Origin of the sequence: Citrobacter sp. W9 (genome assembly GCF_026719375.1) — a bacterium.
Taxonomy (GTDB): Bacteria; Pseudomonadota; Gammaproteobacteria; order Enterobacterales; family Enterobacteriaceae; genus Citrobacter; species Citrobacter werkmanii.
The window spans coordinates 206,706-222,198 of the sequence record NZ_JAPPTE010000003.1 but is presented as its reverse complement, the minus strand read 5'-3'; the positions used below and the strand labels follow the sequence as shown (position 1 = coordinate 222,198).

The 15,493-nt window shown below is 56.5% G+C and carries 16 protein-coding genes; 8 read left to right on the top strand and 8 right to left on the bottom strand.

What is annotated here, in order from left to right; genetic code table 11:
- Both OOJ59_RS07475 and zntA read left to right on the top strand, forming a co-directional pair.
- Entirely contained in the window at positions 1 to 627 is a 627-nt protein-coding gene (locus OOJ59_RS07475) for a lysoplasmalogenase (protein ID WP_038635015.1), read from the top strand.
- A gap of 75 nt (positions 628 to 702) precedes the next feature.
- On the top strand, positions 703 to 2,901 hold the full coding sequence (gene zntA / locus OOJ59_RS07470; protein ID WP_160955341.1) for a Zn(II)/Cd(II)/Pb(II) translocating P-type ATPase ZntA: 2,199 nt from the start codon (positions 703 to 705) through the stop codon (positions 2,899 to 2,901).
- Positions 2,902 to 2,976: 75 nt separating this feature from the next.
- Here zntA and tusA read toward each other — a convergent pair whose 3' ends face one another.
- A complete protein-coding gene (tusA, locus tag OOJ59_RS07465; protein WP_038635021.1) occupies positions 2,977 to 3,222 on the bottom strand; it encodes a sulfurtransferase TusA in 246 nt (81 codons plus the stop codon).
- 168 nt (positions 3,223 to 3,390) lie between these two features.
- On the opposite strand from tusA, the gene OOJ59_RS07460 reads away from it, so the two are divergent.
- Positions 3,391 to 4,056 carry a 7-cyano-7-deazaguanine/7-aminomethyl-7-deazaguanine transporter gene (locus OOJ59_RS07460; RefSeq protein ID WP_038635023.1) on the top strand — a complete coding sequence of 222 codons (666 nt, stop codon included), beginning with the start codon at positions 3,391 to 3,393 and terminating at the stop codon, positions 4,054 to 4,056.
- 72 nt (positions 4,057 to 4,128) lie between these two features.
- Complete coding sequence (locus tag OOJ59_RS07455) at positions 4,129 to 4,686, top strand: DcrB family lipoprotein (RefSeq protein WP_016154847.1); 558 nt, start codon at positions 4,129 to 4,131, stop codon at positions 4,684 to 4,686.
- 3 nt (positions 4,687 to 4,689) lie between these two features.
- On the opposite strand, the gene OOJ59_RS07450 is transcribed toward OOJ59_RS07455, so the two are convergent.
- Complete coding sequence (locus tag OOJ59_RS07450) at positions 4,690 to 5,907, bottom strand: MFS transporter (protein ID WP_159121647.1); 1,218 nt, start codon at positions 5,905 to 5,907, stop codon at positions 4,690 to 4,692.
- A gap of 133 nt (positions 5,908 to 6,040) precedes the next feature.
- Here OOJ59_RS07450 and OOJ59_RS07445 point away from each other — a divergent pair, with 133 nt between their 5' ends.
- Together OOJ59_RS07445 and acpT are read left to right on the top strand one after the other, a co-directional pair.
- Complete coding sequence (locus OOJ59_RS07445) at positions 6,041 to 7,090, top strand: AI-2E family transporter (RefSeq protein ID WP_032940622.1); 1,050 nt, start codon at positions 6,041 to 6,043, stop codon at positions 7,088 to 7,090.
- Positions 7,091 to 7,152: 62 nt separating this feature from the next.
- Positions 7,153 to 7,743 carry a 4'-phosphopantetheinyl transferase AcpT gene (gene acpT / locus OOJ59_RS07440; protein WP_038635032.1) on the top strand — a complete coding sequence of 197 codons (591 nt, stop codon included), beginning with the start codon at positions 7,153 to 7,155 and terminating at the stop codon, positions 7,741 to 7,743.
- On the opposite strand, the gene OOJ59_RS07435 is transcribed toward acpT, so the two are convergent.
- Complete coding sequence (locus tag OOJ59_RS07435; protein WP_038635035.1) at positions 7,735 to 8,241, bottom strand: phenolic acid decarboxylase; 507 nt, start codon at positions 8,239 to 8,241, stop codon at positions 7,735 to 7,737. The genes acpT and OOJ59_RS07435 overlap by 9 nt on opposite strands.
- 99 nt (positions 8,242 to 8,340) lie before the next feature.
- On the opposite strand from OOJ59_RS07435, the gene OOJ59_RS07430 reads away from it, so the two are divergent.
- Together OOJ59_RS07430 and nikR are read left to right on the top strand one after the other, a co-directional pair.
- Positions 8,341 to 9,201: a LysR family transcriptional regulator gene (locus OOJ59_RS07430; RefSeq protein ID WP_160955342.1), complete on the top strand. Its 861-nt coding sequence runs from the start codon at positions 8,341 to 8,343 to the stop codon at positions 9,199 to 9,201.
- A 91-nt stretch (positions 9,202 to 9,292) separates the two neighbouring features.
- On the top strand, positions 9,293 to 9,694 hold the full coding sequence (gene nikR, locus OOJ59_RS07420; RefSeq protein WP_006687486.1) for a nickel-responsive transcriptional regulator NikR: 402 nt from the start codon (positions 9,293 to 9,295) through the stop codon (positions 9,692 to 9,694).
- A 113-nt stretch (positions 9,695 to 9,807) separates the two neighbouring features.
- Here nikR and OOJ59_RS07415 read toward each other — a convergent pair whose 3' ends face one another.
- The 5 genes from OOJ59_RS07415 to OOJ59_RS07395 all read right to left on the bottom strand — a co-directional run bounded on the left by OOJ59_RS07415 (position 9,808) and on the right by OOJ59_RS07395 (position 15,452).
- Positions 9,808 to 10,167, bottom strand: a complete 360-nt coding sequence (locus OOJ59_RS07415; protein ID WP_087856264.1) for a type II toxin-antitoxin system HicB family antitoxin — start codon at positions 10,165 to 10,167, stop codon at positions 9,808 to 9,810.
- Complete coding sequence (locus OOJ59_RS07410; RefSeq protein ID WP_003837806.1) at positions 10,164 to 10,439, bottom strand: type II toxin-antitoxin system HicA family toxin; 276 nt, start codon at positions 10,437 to 10,439, stop codon at positions 10,164 to 10,166. The genes OOJ59_RS07415 and OOJ59_RS07410 overlap by 4 nt, the downstream gene beginning before the upstream one ends.
- A gap of 77 nt (positions 10,440 to 10,516) precedes the next feature.
- On the bottom strand, positions 10,517 to 11,641 hold the full coding sequence (locus OOJ59_RS07405) for an ABC transporter permease (protein WP_038635040.1): 1,125 nt from the start codon (positions 11,639 to 11,641) through the stop codon (positions 10,517 to 10,519).
- On the bottom strand, positions 11,641 to 14,388 hold the full coding sequence (gene rbbA / locus OOJ59_RS07400; RefSeq protein WP_160955343.1) for a ribosome-associated ATPase/putative transporter RbbA: 2,748 nt from the start codon (positions 14,386 to 14,388) through the stop codon (positions 11,641 to 11,643). Before rbbA ends, OOJ59_RS07405 begins: the two co-directional genes overlap by 1 nt.
- Positions 14,385 to 15,452: an HlyD family secretion protein gene (locus tag OOJ59_RS07395; protein ID WP_069323767.1), complete on the bottom strand. Its 1,068-nt coding sequence runs from the start codon at positions 15,450 to 15,452 to the stop codon at positions 14,385 to 14,387. The genes rbbA and OOJ59_RS07395 overlap by 4 nt, the downstream gene beginning before the upstream one ends.
- Between the last annotated feature and the right edge of the window lie 41 nt (positions 15,453 to 15,493).

Here is a 15,493-nt window from a genome sequence, read left to right as displayed (position 1 = left end):
ATGCTTTGGTCGTTTATCGCTGTCTGCCTTTCCGCATGGTTGTTCGTGGATGCTTCCTATCGTGGGCCCGCCTGGCAACGCTGGGTCTTTAAACCCCTCACTTTACTCCTGCTGGCGCTGCTGGCCTGGCAGGCGCCAATGTTTAACGCCATCAGCTATCTGGTGCTGGCAGGGCTGCTTGCCTCACTGCTGGGCGATGCGCTGACGCTGTTGCCGCGCCAACGTCTGCTCTACGCCGTGGGGGCGTTTTTCCTCTCGCACCTGCTGTATACCATCTACTTCGCCAGCCAAATGACGCTGTCGTTCTTCTGGCCTTTGCCATTGGTATTGGTGGTGCTGGGGGCGTTGCTGATCGCCATCATCTGGACACGGCTGGAAGAGCTGCGTTTAGCCATCTGTACTTTTATCGGCATCACGCTGATGATGGTCTGGATGGCGGGCGAACTGTGGTTCTTCCGTCCCACTGGCCCCGCGCTGTCGGCATTCCTCGGCGCCTCATTATTGTTCATCGGCAATTTTGTCTGGCTGGGTAGCCATTATCGCCGCCGCTTCCGCGCCGATAACGCCATTGCCGCCGCCTGCTACTTCGCCGGACATTTCCTGATTGTTCGTTCGTTGTATCTCTAATATCGCTTGACTCTGGAGTCGACTCCAGAGTGTATCCTTCGGTTAATACGAAATGATTATTAACCGGAGGATGCCATGTCGACGCCCGATGCCCCTGGCAAAAAAGCCCCACAATTTTCTTCATTCAAGCCAGCGCCAGCCCCAAAAAAGGCGGACGACTGCTGCTGCGAAGGAAGTTGCTCCACCCCAACCACCGTATCCGAAAGCGTAATGGGCACCCGTTATTCCTGGAAAGTGGCAGGAATGGACTGTGCCGCCTGCGCCCGAAAAGTGGAAAATGCGGTCCGCCAGGTGAGCGGCGTCAACCAGGTCCAGGTGCTGTTCGCCACCGAAAAACTGGTCGTCGACGCGGGTTCTGATATCCGTCAGCAAGTTGAAAGCGCGGTACAAAAGGCAGGTTATACCCTGCGCGATGAACAAGCGCCGGAAGCCGCCCCCGAATCACGGCTGAAAGAGAACCTGCCGCTGATTTCGCTGATAATCATGATGGCGATTAGCTGGGGGCTGGAACAGTTCAATCATCCTTTCGGTCAGATAGCGTTTATCGCCACCACGCTGGTCGGCCTGTATCCCATTGCCCGCCAGGCCCTGCGTCTGATGAAAACCGGCAGCTACTTCGCCATTGAAACGTTGATGAGCGTGGCCGCGATTGGCGCACTGTTTATCGGCGCGACGGCGGAAGCCGCCATGGTGCTACTGCTGTTTTTAATTGGCGAGCGCCTGGAAGGGTGGGCCGCCAGCCGCGCCCGCAAAGGTGTCAGCGCATTGATGGCACTCAAGCCAGAAACCGCCACGCGCCTGCGTAATGGCGAACGCGAAGAGGTCGCAATCAATACGCTCCGGCCTGGCGATGTTATTGAAGTTGCCGCCGGTGGACGTTTACCCGCCGACGGTAAGCTGGTCTCCGGTTTTGCCAGCTTTGATGAAAGCGCCCTGACCGGCGAATCGATCCCGGTTGAACGCGCCACCGGCGAGAAAGTCCCGGCGGGGGCCACCAGCGTGGATCGTCTGGTTACGCTGGAAGTGCTCTCCGAGCCGGGCGCCAGCGCTATCGATCGCATTCTGAAGCTGATTGAAGAAGCGGAAGAACGCCGCGCCCCCATTGAGCGCTTTATTGACCGTTTCAGCCGAATTTATACCCCCGCTATTATGGCGGTTGCGCTGCTGGTTACCCTCGTCCCGCCGCTGCTGTTTGCCGGCTCCTGGCAGGAGTGGATTTATAAAGGACTGACGCTGTTGCTGATTGGCTGCCCGTGCGCGCTGGTTATCTCAACTCCCGCAGCGATTACCTCTGGTCTTGCCGCCGCGGCGCGTCGTGGCGCATTAATCAAAGGCGGCGCCGCGCTGGAACAGTTGGGCAGAGTCACGCAGGTGGCGTTTGATAAAACCGGCACCCTGACCATCGGTAAACCGCGCGTGACGGTGATTCATCCGGCAAGCGGTATAAATGAGGCTGAACTGCTGGCGCTGGCAGCGGCGGTAGAGCAAGGCGCGACGCACCCACTGGCGCAGGCGATTGTTCGGGAAGCGCAAACGCGCGAGCTGACTATTCCTGTCGCGAAAGAACAGCGGGCGCTGGTTGGTTCCGGAATAGAAGCGCTGGTCAACGGCGAGCGCGTGCTGATTTGCGCCGCCGGTAAGCAGCCTGCCGATGCCTTTACCGGACAGATAAGCGAGCTGGAAAGCGCGGGCCAGACGGTGGTGCTGGTGCTACGTAACGATACCGTTCTCGGTGTACTGGGCCTACAGGATACGTTGCGCGACGACGCCCGCACTGCCATCAGCGAGCTCAATCAGATCGGCGTGAAAGGCGTGATCCTGACCGGCGATAACCCACGCGCGGCAGCAGCCATTGCCGGGGAGCTGGGTCTGGAATTCAAAGCGGGGTTATTGCCGGAGGATAAGGTGCGAGCCGTTACCTCTCTCAACCAACAGTCGCCGCTGGCAATGGTCGGCGACGGCATCAACGACGCCCCGGCGATGAAAGCGGCGACCATCGGCATTGCCATGGGTAGCGGAACCGACGTCGCGCTGGAAACCGCCGATGCCGCCCTGACCCACAACCGTCTGAGTGGTCTGGTGCAAATGATTCAACTGGCGCGCGCCACCCACGCCAATATTCGCCAGAACATTGCGATTGCGCTGGGTTTGAAGGGGATTTTCCTCATCACCACGCTGCTCGGTATAACCGGACTGTGGCTGGCGGTGCTGGCTGATACGGGGGCGACGGTGCTGGTGACCGCGAACGCGCTGCGGTTGTTGCGTAAAGGATAATGAGTGTGCCGGATGCGGCGTTGCCTTATCCGGCCTACAGGTTACACCGTCTTTGTAGGCCGGATGGCGCTTCGCTTAATGACCTTTGCGCACTAAATAGCGGTACGGCAGCGAGTCGGTCTCTTTGGCTACCAGTTCATGCTCCATAAAGGTACAGAAGCCGGGAATGTCGCGGGTTGTCGCCGGATCGTCGGCGACAATCAGCAGCGTTTCACCCGCCTGCATACCGCGCACGGTTTTACGCACCATCATTACAGGTTCCGGGCAGCGTAGTCCCTGGGCATCAAGCGTATGGTCGGGAGAGGTAAACAGATCGCTCATCGTAGTCTCATTCATGCAAAAACGGCGTTATTTTACGCTCTGTTGTGGCGTAAGCCAATCAGGTTAACGATTGCGTGAAAAACAACCATTGCAATGTGCTCTTAAAGCAGTATCATGCGACGGTTTTTTATTGGGTTCCCTCACCCCATCCAACAAAAAGGTCACAATATGACTCCGTTTACACAATCTCAGCGCGTAAAAGCGTTGTTTTGGCTATCGCTATTTCATCTGCTGGTGATCACCTCCAGCAACTATCTGGTACAGCTACCGATCTCCATTTTTGGTTTCCATACCACATGGGGCGCTTTTAGCTTTCCGTTTATTTTCCTCGCGACCGACCTGACCGTGCGTATTTTTGGCGCGCCGTTGGCACGACGTATCATCTTTGCGGTGATGATCCCCGCGCTGCTGATCTCCTATGTTGTTTCATCACTGTTCTATATGGGATCGTGGCAGGGATTCGGCGCGCTGCTGCACTTTAACCTGTTTGTCGCCCGTATCGCCGCCGCCAGCTTTATGGCTTACGCGCTGGGACAGATTCTGGATGTACATGTCTTTAACCGCCTGCGTCAGAGCCGTCGCTGGTGGCTGGCGCCGACGGCTTCCACGCTGTTTGGCAACATCAGCGATACGTTGGCCTTTTTCTTTATCGCTTTCTGGCGCAGCCCGGATGCCTTTATGGCCGAGCACTGGATGGAAATCGCGCTGGTAGACTACTGCTTCAAAGTACTGATCAGCATTATTTTCTTCCTGCCGATGTACGGCGTGCTGCTGAATATGTTACTGAAAAGGTTGGCAGATAAATCTGAAATATCTGCATTGCAGACGAGTTAAAGGTTCATTTTCCGAGTTGTGATAAGATGGTCGAATGAGCCGTTATGGCCGTTTATCGAAAGGAAGAAGTCAATGCGCAATCTGGTTAAATATGTCGGTATTGGCCTGCTGGTTATGGGGCTTGCGGCCTGTGATAATAGCGATACAAAAGCGCCAGCAGAAGGTGCTGCCGCAGAGAGTAGCGCCACCGGACAACCGGTCAGCCTGCTGGACGGCAAACTCAGTTTTTCCCTGCCAGCGGATATGACCGATCAGAGCGGCAAGCTGGGTACCCAGGCAAACAATATGCACGTATATTCTGACGCAACCGGCCAGAAAGCGGTGATTGTGATTGTCGGCGACAATACCAACGAAGATCTTGCCGTACTGGCAAAACGTCTGGAAGATCAGCAGCGTAGCCGCGACCCGCAGTTGCAGGTCGTCACCAATAAATCTATTGAGCTGAAAGGCCACACGCTGCAACAGTTAGACAGCATCATCTCGGCCAAAGGCCAGACCGCTTACTCTTCCGTGGTGCTGGGTAAAGTGGACAACCAACTGCTGACGCTGCAAATTACGCTGCCTGCTGACGATCAGCAAAAAGCGCAAACGACCGCAGAAAACATCATTAACACGCTGGTTATCCAGTAACGGTTAAGACGATGACTCGGCCTCCGGTGACGCCACCTGAGGCCGTTTTTTTAGCCGCCAGGTCAGCAATAACGCCACCGCCACCAGCCCGGCCGCCGCCAGGTAGATAATCGGTACGCCCGCCCACGTCATGACCAGCCCGGCCAGCGGCCCGGTAACGCCCAGCGATAAATCCATAAACACCGTATAGGTCGCCAGCGCGGCACCCTGATTTTGCTGCGGGACGGCTTTTACCGCCACCACGCCCAGCGCCGGGAAGACCAACGAGAACCCGGCACCTGCCAGCAGAACGCCGATTTTAGCCATCCACGGCATGGAGGCCATGCCCACCAGCAGCAGTCCAACAATCTCGACGCTAAAGCAGATCATCGCGACATTGAGCCCACCTAACCGGTTGATACCATTTGGGAATAACAAGCGAGTACCCACAAATGTACAGCTAAAAAGCGTCAGCGCAAAAGCTGCGCCGTCCCAGCCTTTAGCATCATAAAACAGCGTGATAAAGGTGGCGATCACGCCAAATCCGGCGGAGGCCAGCGCCAGCGCCATCCCGTACAACCAAACGCGCCCAAGCACAGCGCGAAACGGTAACGGCTTGCCTTTGCTGGCCTTCACCGCCGGTCGAGGGAGCGCCAAAAGTATCGCCAGCAGCGCCACGCCCATCACGGTCAGCGCCAGTCCCTGTAAGCCACCCCAGGCGTAACACAATACGCCCAGCGGGGCACCTATCGCCATCGCGCCATAGGTCACGATGCCGTTCCACGAAATCACCCGTCCGATATGCATTGAGCCAACAACTCCCACGCCCCATAGCGTAGAGCCGGTGCCGGCAAAGCTTTGCCCGATGCCCAGAATCACCCGCCCGATGCATAACAGCAACAAACTTACCAGCGGCCAACCTTGGGTTGAGCCTGCCAGCAGGTAACCCAGGCCACTTAAAAAGCAGCCGCACAGTCCGAATACCACGATTTTTTTCGGCCCCAGCAGATCGGCATAGCGACCGGCATGAGGGCGGCTCAGCAGCGTGGCGAAATATTGCAGGCTGATGACCAGTCCCGCCCAGAAGGCGCTAAATCCCATCACATCATGGACATAGCCGGGTAATACCGCGAGCGGCAGGCCGATGGTCAGATAGCTGGCGAAGTTAAACATCACCACCGAAACAATGCGCAGATTAAGGCGCAAACCGCTTAACGTCGGTTCAGCGACGGGTTCGGGCATGGAAGGTCACCACATTTTCACAACAGTGTTTCATTTCTACCATGTTGCAGACCATAAATCAGCAGCCAGTTTAGGAATAACAGACGCAAGCCAACCGCTACACTTAATGCAAAAACGCAAACAGGAAGAAAACATGACAACCGCTCAGCCCGATAAAACGGGTATGCATATTCTGCTCAAACTGGCCGCTTTGGTGGTGATCCTCGCGGGCATCCATGCCGCGGCGGATATCATTGTGCAACTGTTGCTGGCGCTCTTTTTTGCCATCGTATTGAACCCGCTGGTCACCTGGTTTATTCGCCGAGGGGTGCGTCGCCCGGTAGCCATTACGTTAGTGGTCGTGGTAATGCTGATTGTTCTTACGGCGCTGGTTGGCGTGCTGGCATCGTCGATCACTGAGTTCATGGCCATGCTGCCAAAATACAATAAGGAACTGACGCGCAAAGTTCTGTATCTGCAAGAAATGGTCCCCTTTCTGAACCTGCATATGTCCCCGGAGCGCATGTTGCAGCGTATGGACTCCGACAAACTGATGACCTTCACCACCACGCTAATGACGAGTCTTTCCGGCGCCATGGCCAGCGTCGTCCTGTTGGTAATGACGGTCGTCTTTATGCTGTTTGAAGTGCGCCACGTTCCCTATAAGCTGCGCTTCGCGTTAAACAATCCGCAAATTCATATTGCGGGGCTGCATCGGGCGCTGAAAGGCGTTTCACACTATCTGGCGCTGAAAACGTTGCTCAGCTTATGGACCGGCGCCATTGTCTGGCTGGGGCTGGCGTTGATGGGGATTCAGTTTGCTCTGATGTGGGGCGTGCTGGCATTCCTGCTAAACTACGTGCCCAACATTGGCTCGGTCATTTCCGCCGTCCCGCCCATGATTCAGGCGCTGCTGTTCAACGGCATTTACGAATGCGTGCTGGTTGGCGCGCTGTTTCTGGTCGTGCATATGGTGATTGGTAATATTCTCGAACCCCGTATGATGGGGCACCGCCTGGGATTATCGACGCTGATCGTCTTTCTCTCCCTGTTGGTATGGGGATGGCTGCTCGGCCCGGTCGGCATGTTACTCTCCGTGCCATTAACCAGCGTGTGTAAAATCTGGATGGAAACCACCAAAGGCGGCAGCAAACTGGCAATTTTGCTCGGACCTGGCAGGCCCAAAAGTCGATTACCGGGATAAACTTGCAAATGGCGCGTGAAGAATGATACACAACCCCATTATTACTAAAGGTTAGTCCTGATATGTATCAGCTCGTTCTTGGGAAAGTTTCTGTTTTAAGCGCTGGCGAACTGCCTGCCGCGATGAAAGAGCAAGCGCCGCAAGGTGCTCGCCGGGCACGCTGGCTGGCTGGCCGTGTGCTGCTTTCCCATGCCCTTTCGCCATTGCCGGACATTGTCTACGGCGAGCAAGGAAAACCCGCTTTTCCCGCTGATACGCCGCTGTGGTTCAATCTCAGCCATAGCGGCGATGACATCGTCCTGCTGCTCAGTGACGAAGGGGAAGTCGGCTGCGATATTGAAGTTATTCGCCCCCGCGATAACTGGCAGTCGCTGGCAAATACGGTATTCAGTCTTGGGGAACATGCTGAAGTTGAAGCCGAACGCCCGGAGCAACAGCTGGCGGCGTTCTGGCGCATCTGGACGCGCAAAGAAGCCATAGTAAAACAGCGTGGCGGCAGCGCCTGGCAAATCGTCAGCGTCGATAGCACCGCGCTGACCTCCTCACTCTCCGTCAGCCAGTGCCAGATCGATACCCTGAGCCTGGCGGTGTGCACCCCCACGCCATTTACCCTGACCGCCGACGCCGTGCAGCGTCTGGAAGCCTTAGCGTAAATTTTCCGGGAAGTTTTTCGGCAACTCACTCGCCGCGCAGGCAATCACGTCGTCATTATCTGCCCCGCAGTCGCGCACGAAGGTGATGGTCGCGAACTCATCAATCACCTCGGTTGGATACGCCGGACCCGCATCGCGATACGACATCATCAGCGGAATATGATCATTCTGGAAGCACACCGTTTTTTCCGGATTGTTGATCACCCAGCGCGGGAAAAAGATGGTGCCGTGAAAGAGTTTGTCACCCAGGTTTACGATCAGGCTGACGTCGGTCCCGGTCGGTTCGGTCCAGGAAATTTTATAAACACTCGCCCCTACCCGCACAATATATGCCCGCTGATCTTTCACCCAACGATTACCCACAATACCGCTGTGGATGCGGTAATCCAGCGTGGTCTCATTTTTTACGTAAATCTCGTAATTCCAGCCATTATCGTAGGTATAGACCAGATGTTTGCCGACAAATCCGCTCAAATCATGTTTATCAAAAGCGCTCATATTCGTTCTCCTCTTACTTGATGCGAGGATCTTAACGCTTCAAAAATTGGATTAATAACGCTATGTTTACATCATATTCATTCAATTTTTAGATGAGTTATGCACAAAACAACCCTTGAGCAATGGGCCCTGTTGGAGAAAGTGGTGGAACTGGGCAGCTTTGCGAAAGCCGCGGAAGAGACCAACCGTAGCCAGTCATCGGTAAGCTACAATCTGGCGCTATTGCAGGAGCGACTCGGCGTGACGCTGCTGACGCCGGAAGGCCGCAGGGCGGTGTTGACCCCGGCGGGCGAGCTGTTGCTAGCTCAGGTCAAACCGTTACTGAAGGCCTTTTTATGGGTGGAGACCCGGGCAGCAACGCTGCAAAACGGCACACGAACACGGCTGGATTTGCTGGTCGATAGCATCTTCCCACGCAGACGCCTGTTCGCAATCCTCAAACAGTTTCAGCAGGCGTGGCCGCAAACGCAGGTGCGGCTGACCGAGGTACTGGAAAATGCAGACGACAGGCTGGCAGCGCATGCCGATGCGGACGTAATGGTCCTGACCCGGCGTCAGGATGTGACCGGGCGTGGTGAATGGCTGATGAACATTGACTTCGTGGCCGTTGCCCATCGCGATCACCCACTCTGCACGCTGAATGCGCCGCTGGATGAAGAGGCATTACGCGCGTGGCCACTGATTCGCATTGCCGATCGCGACAACCCGCAGCAACCGGTTCGCGATGCCTGGACCTTCTCTACCATTGATGCCGCGATTGATGCAGTGATGTATCAAGTCGGTTACGGCTGGCTGCCTGAGGAGCGTATTCAGACGCAATTGGCCCAGGGGCTTTTACGTCCGCTGCCGTTAAGCCATGGCGCTCGCCGCGCCACGCCGCTGCATCTGATCGTTAAAGATACTCTCGCGCCGCTGGATGAGCAGGTGAGCACGCTACTGCGTTTATTGCGGGAGCATTAACCTTTTCCCCAGAGGCCGAACGTGTGTTACAAAATACGCTAATTCCCGCATTCTCTGTGCGTCAACGCGCCACATGAAAGGTTAATTGCAGATGCAACGAGTCACCATTACCCTCGATGACGATTTACTGGAAACGCTCGACGGCCTGAGCCAGCGCCGTGGCTACAACAACCGTTCCGAAGCGATCCGCGATATTCTGCGCGGGGCGCTGGCGCAAGAAACCACCCAGGAGCACGGCACCCAGGGCTTCGCGGTACTCTCGTATGTTTATGAGCATGAGAAGCGCGACCTGGCGAGCCGTATTGTTTCCACCCAGCACCACCACCATGATTTATCGGTCGCCACATTACATGTGCATATCAACCATGACGACTGCCTGGAAATCGCCGTGCTGAAAGGCGACATGGGCGATGTACAGCATTTTGCCGATGACGTCATTTCCCAGCGCGGCGTACGCCACGGTCATTTGCAGTGCCTGCCGAAAGAAGAGTGATTGCCTGTTTCGTTGCCGGAGGCGCTGCGCTTGCCCGGCCTACACCCGTTCTCGTTTGTAGGCCGGATAAGACATAGCCGCCATCCGGCAATAATCGTTGAATCAGCCAGCAGCTATGCCTGTTTCAGGCTTTTACTAAGCGTTTCGATAATCCAGGTATTCACTGATACCTGTTCTTCCGCTGCCGCAAAACTTAAACGTTCTCCGAATGACTCTGGGTAGCGTAGCGTAAATGTCTTCAGCTTTTCCGGGTGAGCATAGGGCTCTATCCCTGCGGCAGAGCAATCATCCAGATACTCGCGTAAGGAAATCTCCCCCTCTTTTTGCAGCCCCTGAATGCTGTCAGCAACAAAATCACAATAGCCTGATAAACCCAGGAACTTACCGCGGAACGCATTAAGCTCAGGGACATAATTAATCACCGCAGGTTGCCCAGCGATTTCCATTGAGTTTGGCGTTTTGGGTTTGATCATGGTTTTACCCCTATACTTGTTAACCAGTCACGTACGTTTTCGACCGCGCCTTTATCTGTATCCGGAGAAGGATGTGGTCGATGAAAACTCGCAATGCTCTTATTTAAAAGAAATTTACATCGCGAACCTCGCCCTTCTTTGATTTCGCCACCTAATGCCTTAATCAGTGACTCGATTTCCGACCACTTGATTCCCTGCGGCGTAGGCGCTTTAAAAAGCTGATCCAGCGTGTTCTTTTGCTTTTTGCGTAAAGACAACACCTTTTCCTTCATCGCATGTCCTTATGACTTCATCCTTTGAAGTCATATTATAACAGTACACAATGCAGTCAAGAAATGAAGTCAACCGTTTACGCCATTGTGCCAATAGTCTTGCGAAAACGCAGCAGCGCTATCAGGAAGAACGCACCGCCAATCGCCAGCAGCGTCAGGAACTGCGGCCAGACGATGCTAAACCCCGCCCCGCGATAAAGTATCGCCTGCGCGAGGCTGACAAAGTGGGTGGTCGGCATGGTCAGCATAATATCCTGCACCGCCTGCGGCATGCTTTCACGCGGCGTGGAGCCGCCGGAGAGCATCTGTAACGGCAGTAGCACCAGAATCATCAGCAGCCCCAGTTGCGGCATGGAACGCGCCAGCGTACCCATAAAAATGCCGATCGAGGTGGTGGCGAACAGGCTCAGCGCCACGCCCAGCATAAACAGCGGTATCGAGCCTTCAATTGGCACCCCGAGCACGCCTTTTACCATCAGCATCAGCGACAGACCGGAAACCACCAGCACCACCAGTCCCATCGACCAGATTTTCGCCATCATTATCTCAAACGGTGTCACCGGCATCACCAGCAGGTGCTCAATGGTCCCATGTTCGCGCTCGCGGATCAGCGCCGACCCGGTAAGCACAATCGCCAGCATAGTGATGTTGTTGATGATCGCCATTACCGCGCCAAAGCGGGCTGGCTCCAGATTGGGGTTAAAGCGCATGCGCATTTCCAGCGCCACCGGCGGCTCATTATTGTCGCGGTAACGCGCCACAAAACTATTCACTTCACCGCTAATGATATTCTGGATATAGCTGTTGCCGGTGAAGGCCTGGCTCATCCGCGTGGCATCGACGTTGACCTGGATATCCGGCTGTCGCCCGGCCAGCACATCACGCTGAAAATCAGGCGGAATGTTCACGGCGAAGGTGTAGCGACCGGCATCCAGCCCGGCATCCATCTCATCGGCGGTGATCATCTCCGGCGGCAAAAACCACGGGCGATAAAAGCTGTTCACAATCCGGTTCGACAACTGCGACTGGTCCATATCCGCGATGGCAATCGGCGCCAGATGCAGCGACCCCGGCAGGACAGTTGCGGAGGAGTAAACCGAAATCGTGAAGGCGAAAACGATCAGCGTCAGCATCGCTTTGTCACCCAGCAGACTGCGTAACTCTTTGATGCCAAGGTTATAAATATTGCGTAATCGGCGCATCACCCCTCCTGTTTTTTCAGCAGTAATACGCTCAGACCAACCACTACCGGAATGGCGATTGCCAGCGGGATAAATAGCTGCCAAAGATCCGCCAGATCCAGCGCTTTAGAGAACGTCCCGCGCGCAATGGTCAGAAAATGGCTGGTCGGATAAATTTCACCAATCCAGCGTCCCGGCCCTTCCAACGAGGCCACCGGATCGATCATCCCGGAAAACTGCGTCGCCGGGATCAGCGTAATAATCGCCGTACCAAAAATGGCGGCGATCTGGCTTTTCATAAACGTAGAGATTAACAAGCCCAGTCCGGTAGCAATGGTGACGTACAGCAGCGCGGCCAGCGTCAGCGTTAAAAAGCTGCCCTTATGTGGGACGCCGAAGACAAACACCGACAGCGCACATAGCAGCAGGAAGTTCAGCATTCCCAGCACGATGTAAGGCAACTGTTTGCCGAGCAAAAACTCGCTGCGGGTGGTGGGCGTAACGTACAGGTTGATAATCGACCCCAGCTCTTTTTCGCGCACCACACTGAGTGCGCTGAGCATGGAGGGAATCATCATCAACAGCAGCGGGATCACCGCCGGAACAATCGCCGGCAGGCTCTTCACATCCGGGTTGTAACGATAGCGCGTCTCGATGGTCATCAGCCCGTTTTTTCCACTGGCATTGGGCTGACGCGCCATCACATCCTGCAGCCAGGTCTGGTGCATCGCCTGTACATAGCCTCTGACCGTTTCTGCGCGGCTCGGCATCGCCCCATCAACCCAGACGCCAATCTTCACCGGCGTTCCACGCGCGATATCGCGGCCAAAATTGGGCGGGATTTCAATGGCTACCGCCACCTCTCCCGAACGCATCCGTTTGTCCAGTTCGTCATAACTGGTGAGCGGCGGCTGCTCGATAAAATAGCGCGACCCCGCCAGATTCAACGTCCACGCCTGGCTACTGACGGTCTGGTCACGATCGAGCACCGAAAAACGCAGGTTTTCCACATCCATACTGATGCCGTAGCCCATAATCAGCATCAGGATCACCGTCCCCATCAGCGCCAGCGTGGAGCGCACCGGATCGCGTCGCAGCTCCAGCGCTTCACGCCGGCTGTAGCTGAACAAACGCCGCAGGCTAAAGCCCTGGCGTGGCGGCTGATTATTTTCATGCACCACCGGCGCATCCGCTTGCGAAAGCGTCGTCTCCGGCGCCGGGCCTGCGGCCTCCTGTAACCAGGAGATAAACGCCTCTTCCAGACTGGCGGCACCGCGCTGCTTCACCAGTTCCTGCGGCGTGCCGCTGGCCAGCACTTTTCCGGCGTGCATCAGCGACATGCGATCGCAGCGCTCCGCTTCGTTCATAAAGTGGGTGGAGATAAAAATGGTCACTTTATCCTGCCGCGACAAATCGACCATCAATTGCCAGAACATGTCCCTCGCCACCGGATCGACCCCGGAGGTCGGCTCATCAAGAATGAGCATTTCCGGGCGATGAATCACCGCCACCGCCAGCGACAGGCGTTGCCGGATCCCCAACGGCAGCGCGCCGGGCAACGCGTCTTCGACATCGGTCAGGCTAAAGCGCTCGCTCATCTCTTGTACGCGCTCAGGGATTTCTGCCTCAGGGATATGGAACAGCCGCGCGTGTAGTTCGAGGTTTTGCCGCACGGTCAGCTCGCTGTAGAGCGAGAACGCCTGTGACATATAGCCTACCCGGCGGCGGGTATCGATATTCTTCGGATCAACCGCTTGCCCAAACAGCCATGCCTCGCCTTCGCTTGCGGGCAGCAGTCCGGTGAGCATCTTCATGGTGGTAGATTTGCCGCAGCCATTGGAGCCGAGAAAACCGAAGATTTCCCCGCGCGGAATGCGAAAGTTAACGTGGTCAACGGCGACGAACTTGCCGAAGCGCATAGTCAAATCTTTCGCCTCAATGGCAATCTCTTCCCGCTCAGCGTGATACGGCGGGATCACCACCGGTTTGTGCGCCTGACGCTGGGCTTCGGGTAACAGCGCGATAAACGCCTGCTCCAGCGTGTCGCTGGCGGTTTGTTCCCGTAGCTGCTGCGCGCTCCCGGTGGCTAACACTTCCCCGGCGTTCATCGCCACCAGCCAGTCAAAGCGCTCGGCTTCTTCCATGTAGGCGGTCGCAACCAGCACGCTCATGTTGGTCTGGCGCTGGCGAATACTGTCAATCAGATCCCAGAACTGAGCGCGGGACAGGGGGTCGACCCCGGTGGTGGGTTCATCGAGAATTAATAGCTCCGGGTCGTGGATCAACGCGCAGCACAGCCCCAGTTTTTGTTTCATCCCCCCCGAGAGTTTCCCGGCAGGACGATCGCGAAACGGCGCCAGGCCGGTACTGTTCAGTAGCTCGGTAATCCGCGCTTCGCGCTCCGCTTTATCATGACCAAACAGGCGGGCAAAGAAATCGACGTTCTCATATACCGACAGCGTGTGGTACAGGTTTTTCCCCAGCCCCTGCGGCATCCAGGCAATGCGCGGGCAGACATCCCGGCGGTGCTGCGGGTCGCGCATATCGCCGCCCAGCACCATCACGTTACCGTGTTCAATGACCCGCGCGCCGGAGATGAGCGACAACAAGCTCGATTTCCCCACGCCATCCGGGCCAATCAACCCCACCATGCAACGGGCAGGAATATCCAGCGTGATATTGTTCAGCGCGACCGTTTTCCCGTAATGCTGACTCACGCCGTCAAGGTGCGCCACGGGAGGAACAGGAACCAGCGCCAGATGCGTCATTGCGGCAACCTCACCATCAGGTCGTCAGGCCAGGCGCGATTTTCATCGACACGCACCCACGCCATGCCCGGCAGACCGGTTTTCACGTACTCGAGATGCTGCTGCAACAGCTCTGGCGGGATACGCGCTTTGACGCGGAACATCAGCTTCAGCCGTTCATCGCTGGTTTCCACCGTTTTCGGCGTGAACTGCGCGACGCTGGCCACAAAGCTGATGGTCGCCGGAATGCGCAGATCCGGCGCGGCATCCAGCACCAGTCGCGCTTCGCCGCCAATCTTCAGTAAGCCAGCCTGTTCGGTAGGTAAGAAGAACGTCATGTAGACATCGCTGAGATCGACCATATTCAGCACGCGCCCACCCGCGGAAAGCACTTCGCCCGGTTCGGCTACGCGATACTGTACGCGACCATCGCGCGGAGCTTTCAGCTCGCTGTCATCAATATCAGCGGCAATGCGACGTTCGGTAGCCTGCGCGGCTTCTACGCGGGTCTGCGCCTGAATGATGCTGGTACGAGCGGCTTCAATCGCCGCTTTGGCCGCAGAGACCTGCGCCTTTGCCGACTCCAGCGCGGCGCGTGCGCTTTCTGCCGCGGCCCGATCGTCATCCAGTTGTTGCTCGGACACCGCCCCTCGCTGGGATAGCGAACGGGAACGCACGTGACGTTTAGAGACCGACTGCAGTTCCGCCTCACGCTGTTTTACCACCGACTGCGCGGCGCGCATTTCACTTTGCCGCTGTTCCAGCAACGCCCGCGCCGCCGCCACCGCGCTTTCGGCTTCTTTGATTTGCGCGATCGCCTCCAGCCGCTGTTCCTGCAGCACGCGGGTATCCATTTTCGCCAGCACCTCGCCCTGACGGACAAACTGCCCTTCCGAAACGAGGATGGTATCAATACGCCCGGCAATCTTAGTGGCAATATCCACTTCGGTGGCTTCAATTCTGCCGTTGCTGGCTGCAAACCCCTCCGGTATTCCCGCAGGGCGCAGCGTCCACCAGGCTATCGCAGCCACCACCACAAGAACACCCGCTCCCCACCACATCAGATGACGCTTAAACTTATCCATATTCGACCCGCCGTAATCCCTGTTATCAAACGTTGCGTGTC

Excerpts from the sequence above, each read along its gene's own strand:
- OOJ59_RS07475 (WP_038635015.1), top strand. The coding sequence starts at position 1 with ATGCTTTGGTCGTTTATCGCTGTCTGCCTTTCCGCATGGTTGTTCGTG.
- zntA (WP_160955341.1), top strand. The coding sequence starts at position 703 with ATGTCGACGCCCGATGCCCCTGGCAAAAAAGCCCCACAATTTTCTTCA.
- tusA (WP_038635021.1), bottom strand. The coding sequence starts at position 3,222 with ATGAGCGATCTGTTTACCTCTCCCGACCATACGCTTGATGCCCAGGGA.
- OOJ59_RS07460 (WP_038635023.1), top strand. The coding sequence starts at position 3,391 with ATGACTCCGTTTACACAATCTCAGCGCGTAAAAGCGTTGTTTTGGCTA.
- OOJ59_RS07455 (WP_016154847.1), top strand. The coding sequence starts at position 4,129 with ATGCGCAATCTGGTTAAATATGTCGGTATTGGCCTGCTGGTTATGGGG.
- OOJ59_RS07450 (WP_159121647.1), bottom strand. The coding sequence starts at position 5,907 with ATGCCCGAACCCGTCGCTGAACCGACGTTAAGCGGTTTGCGCCTTAAT.
- OOJ59_RS07445 (WP_032940622.1), top strand. The coding sequence starts at position 6,041 with ATGACAACCGCTCAGCCCGATAAAACGGGTATGCATATTCTGCTCAAA.
- acpT (WP_038635032.1), top strand. The coding sequence starts at position 7,153 with ATGTATCAGCTCGTTCTTGGGAAAGTTTCTGTTTTAAGCGCTGGCGAA.
- OOJ59_RS07435 (WP_038635035.1), bottom strand. The coding sequence starts at position 8,241 with ATGAGCGCTTTTGATAAACATGATTTGAGCGGATTTGTCGGCAAACAT.
- OOJ59_RS07430 (WP_160955342.1), top strand. The coding sequence starts at position 8,341 with ATGCACAAAACAACCCTTGAGCAATGGGCCCTGTTGGAGAAAGTGGTG.
- nikR (WP_006687486.1), top strand. The coding sequence starts at position 9,293 with ATGCAACGAGTCACCATTACCCTCGATGACGATTTACTGGAAACGCTC.
- OOJ59_RS07415 (WP_087856264.1), bottom strand. The coding sequence starts at position 10,167 with ATGATCAAACCCAAAACGCCAAACTCAATGGAAATCGCTGGGCAACCT.
- OOJ59_RS07410 (WP_003837806.1), bottom strand. The coding sequence starts at position 10,439 with ATGAAGGAAAAGGTGTTGTCTTTACGCAAAAAGCAAAAGAACACGCTG.
- OOJ59_RS07405 (WP_038635040.1), bottom strand. The coding sequence starts at position 11,641 with ATGCGCCGATTACGCAATATTTATAACCTTGGCATCAAAGAGTTACGC.
- rbbA (WP_160955343.1), bottom strand. The coding sequence starts at position 14,388 with ATGACGCATCTGGCGCTGGTTCCTGTTCCTCCCGTGGCGCACCTTGAC.
- OOJ59_RS07395 (WP_069323767.1), bottom strand. The coding sequence starts at position 15,452 with ATGGATAAGTTTAAGCGTCATCTGATGTGGTGGGGAGCGGGTGTTCTT.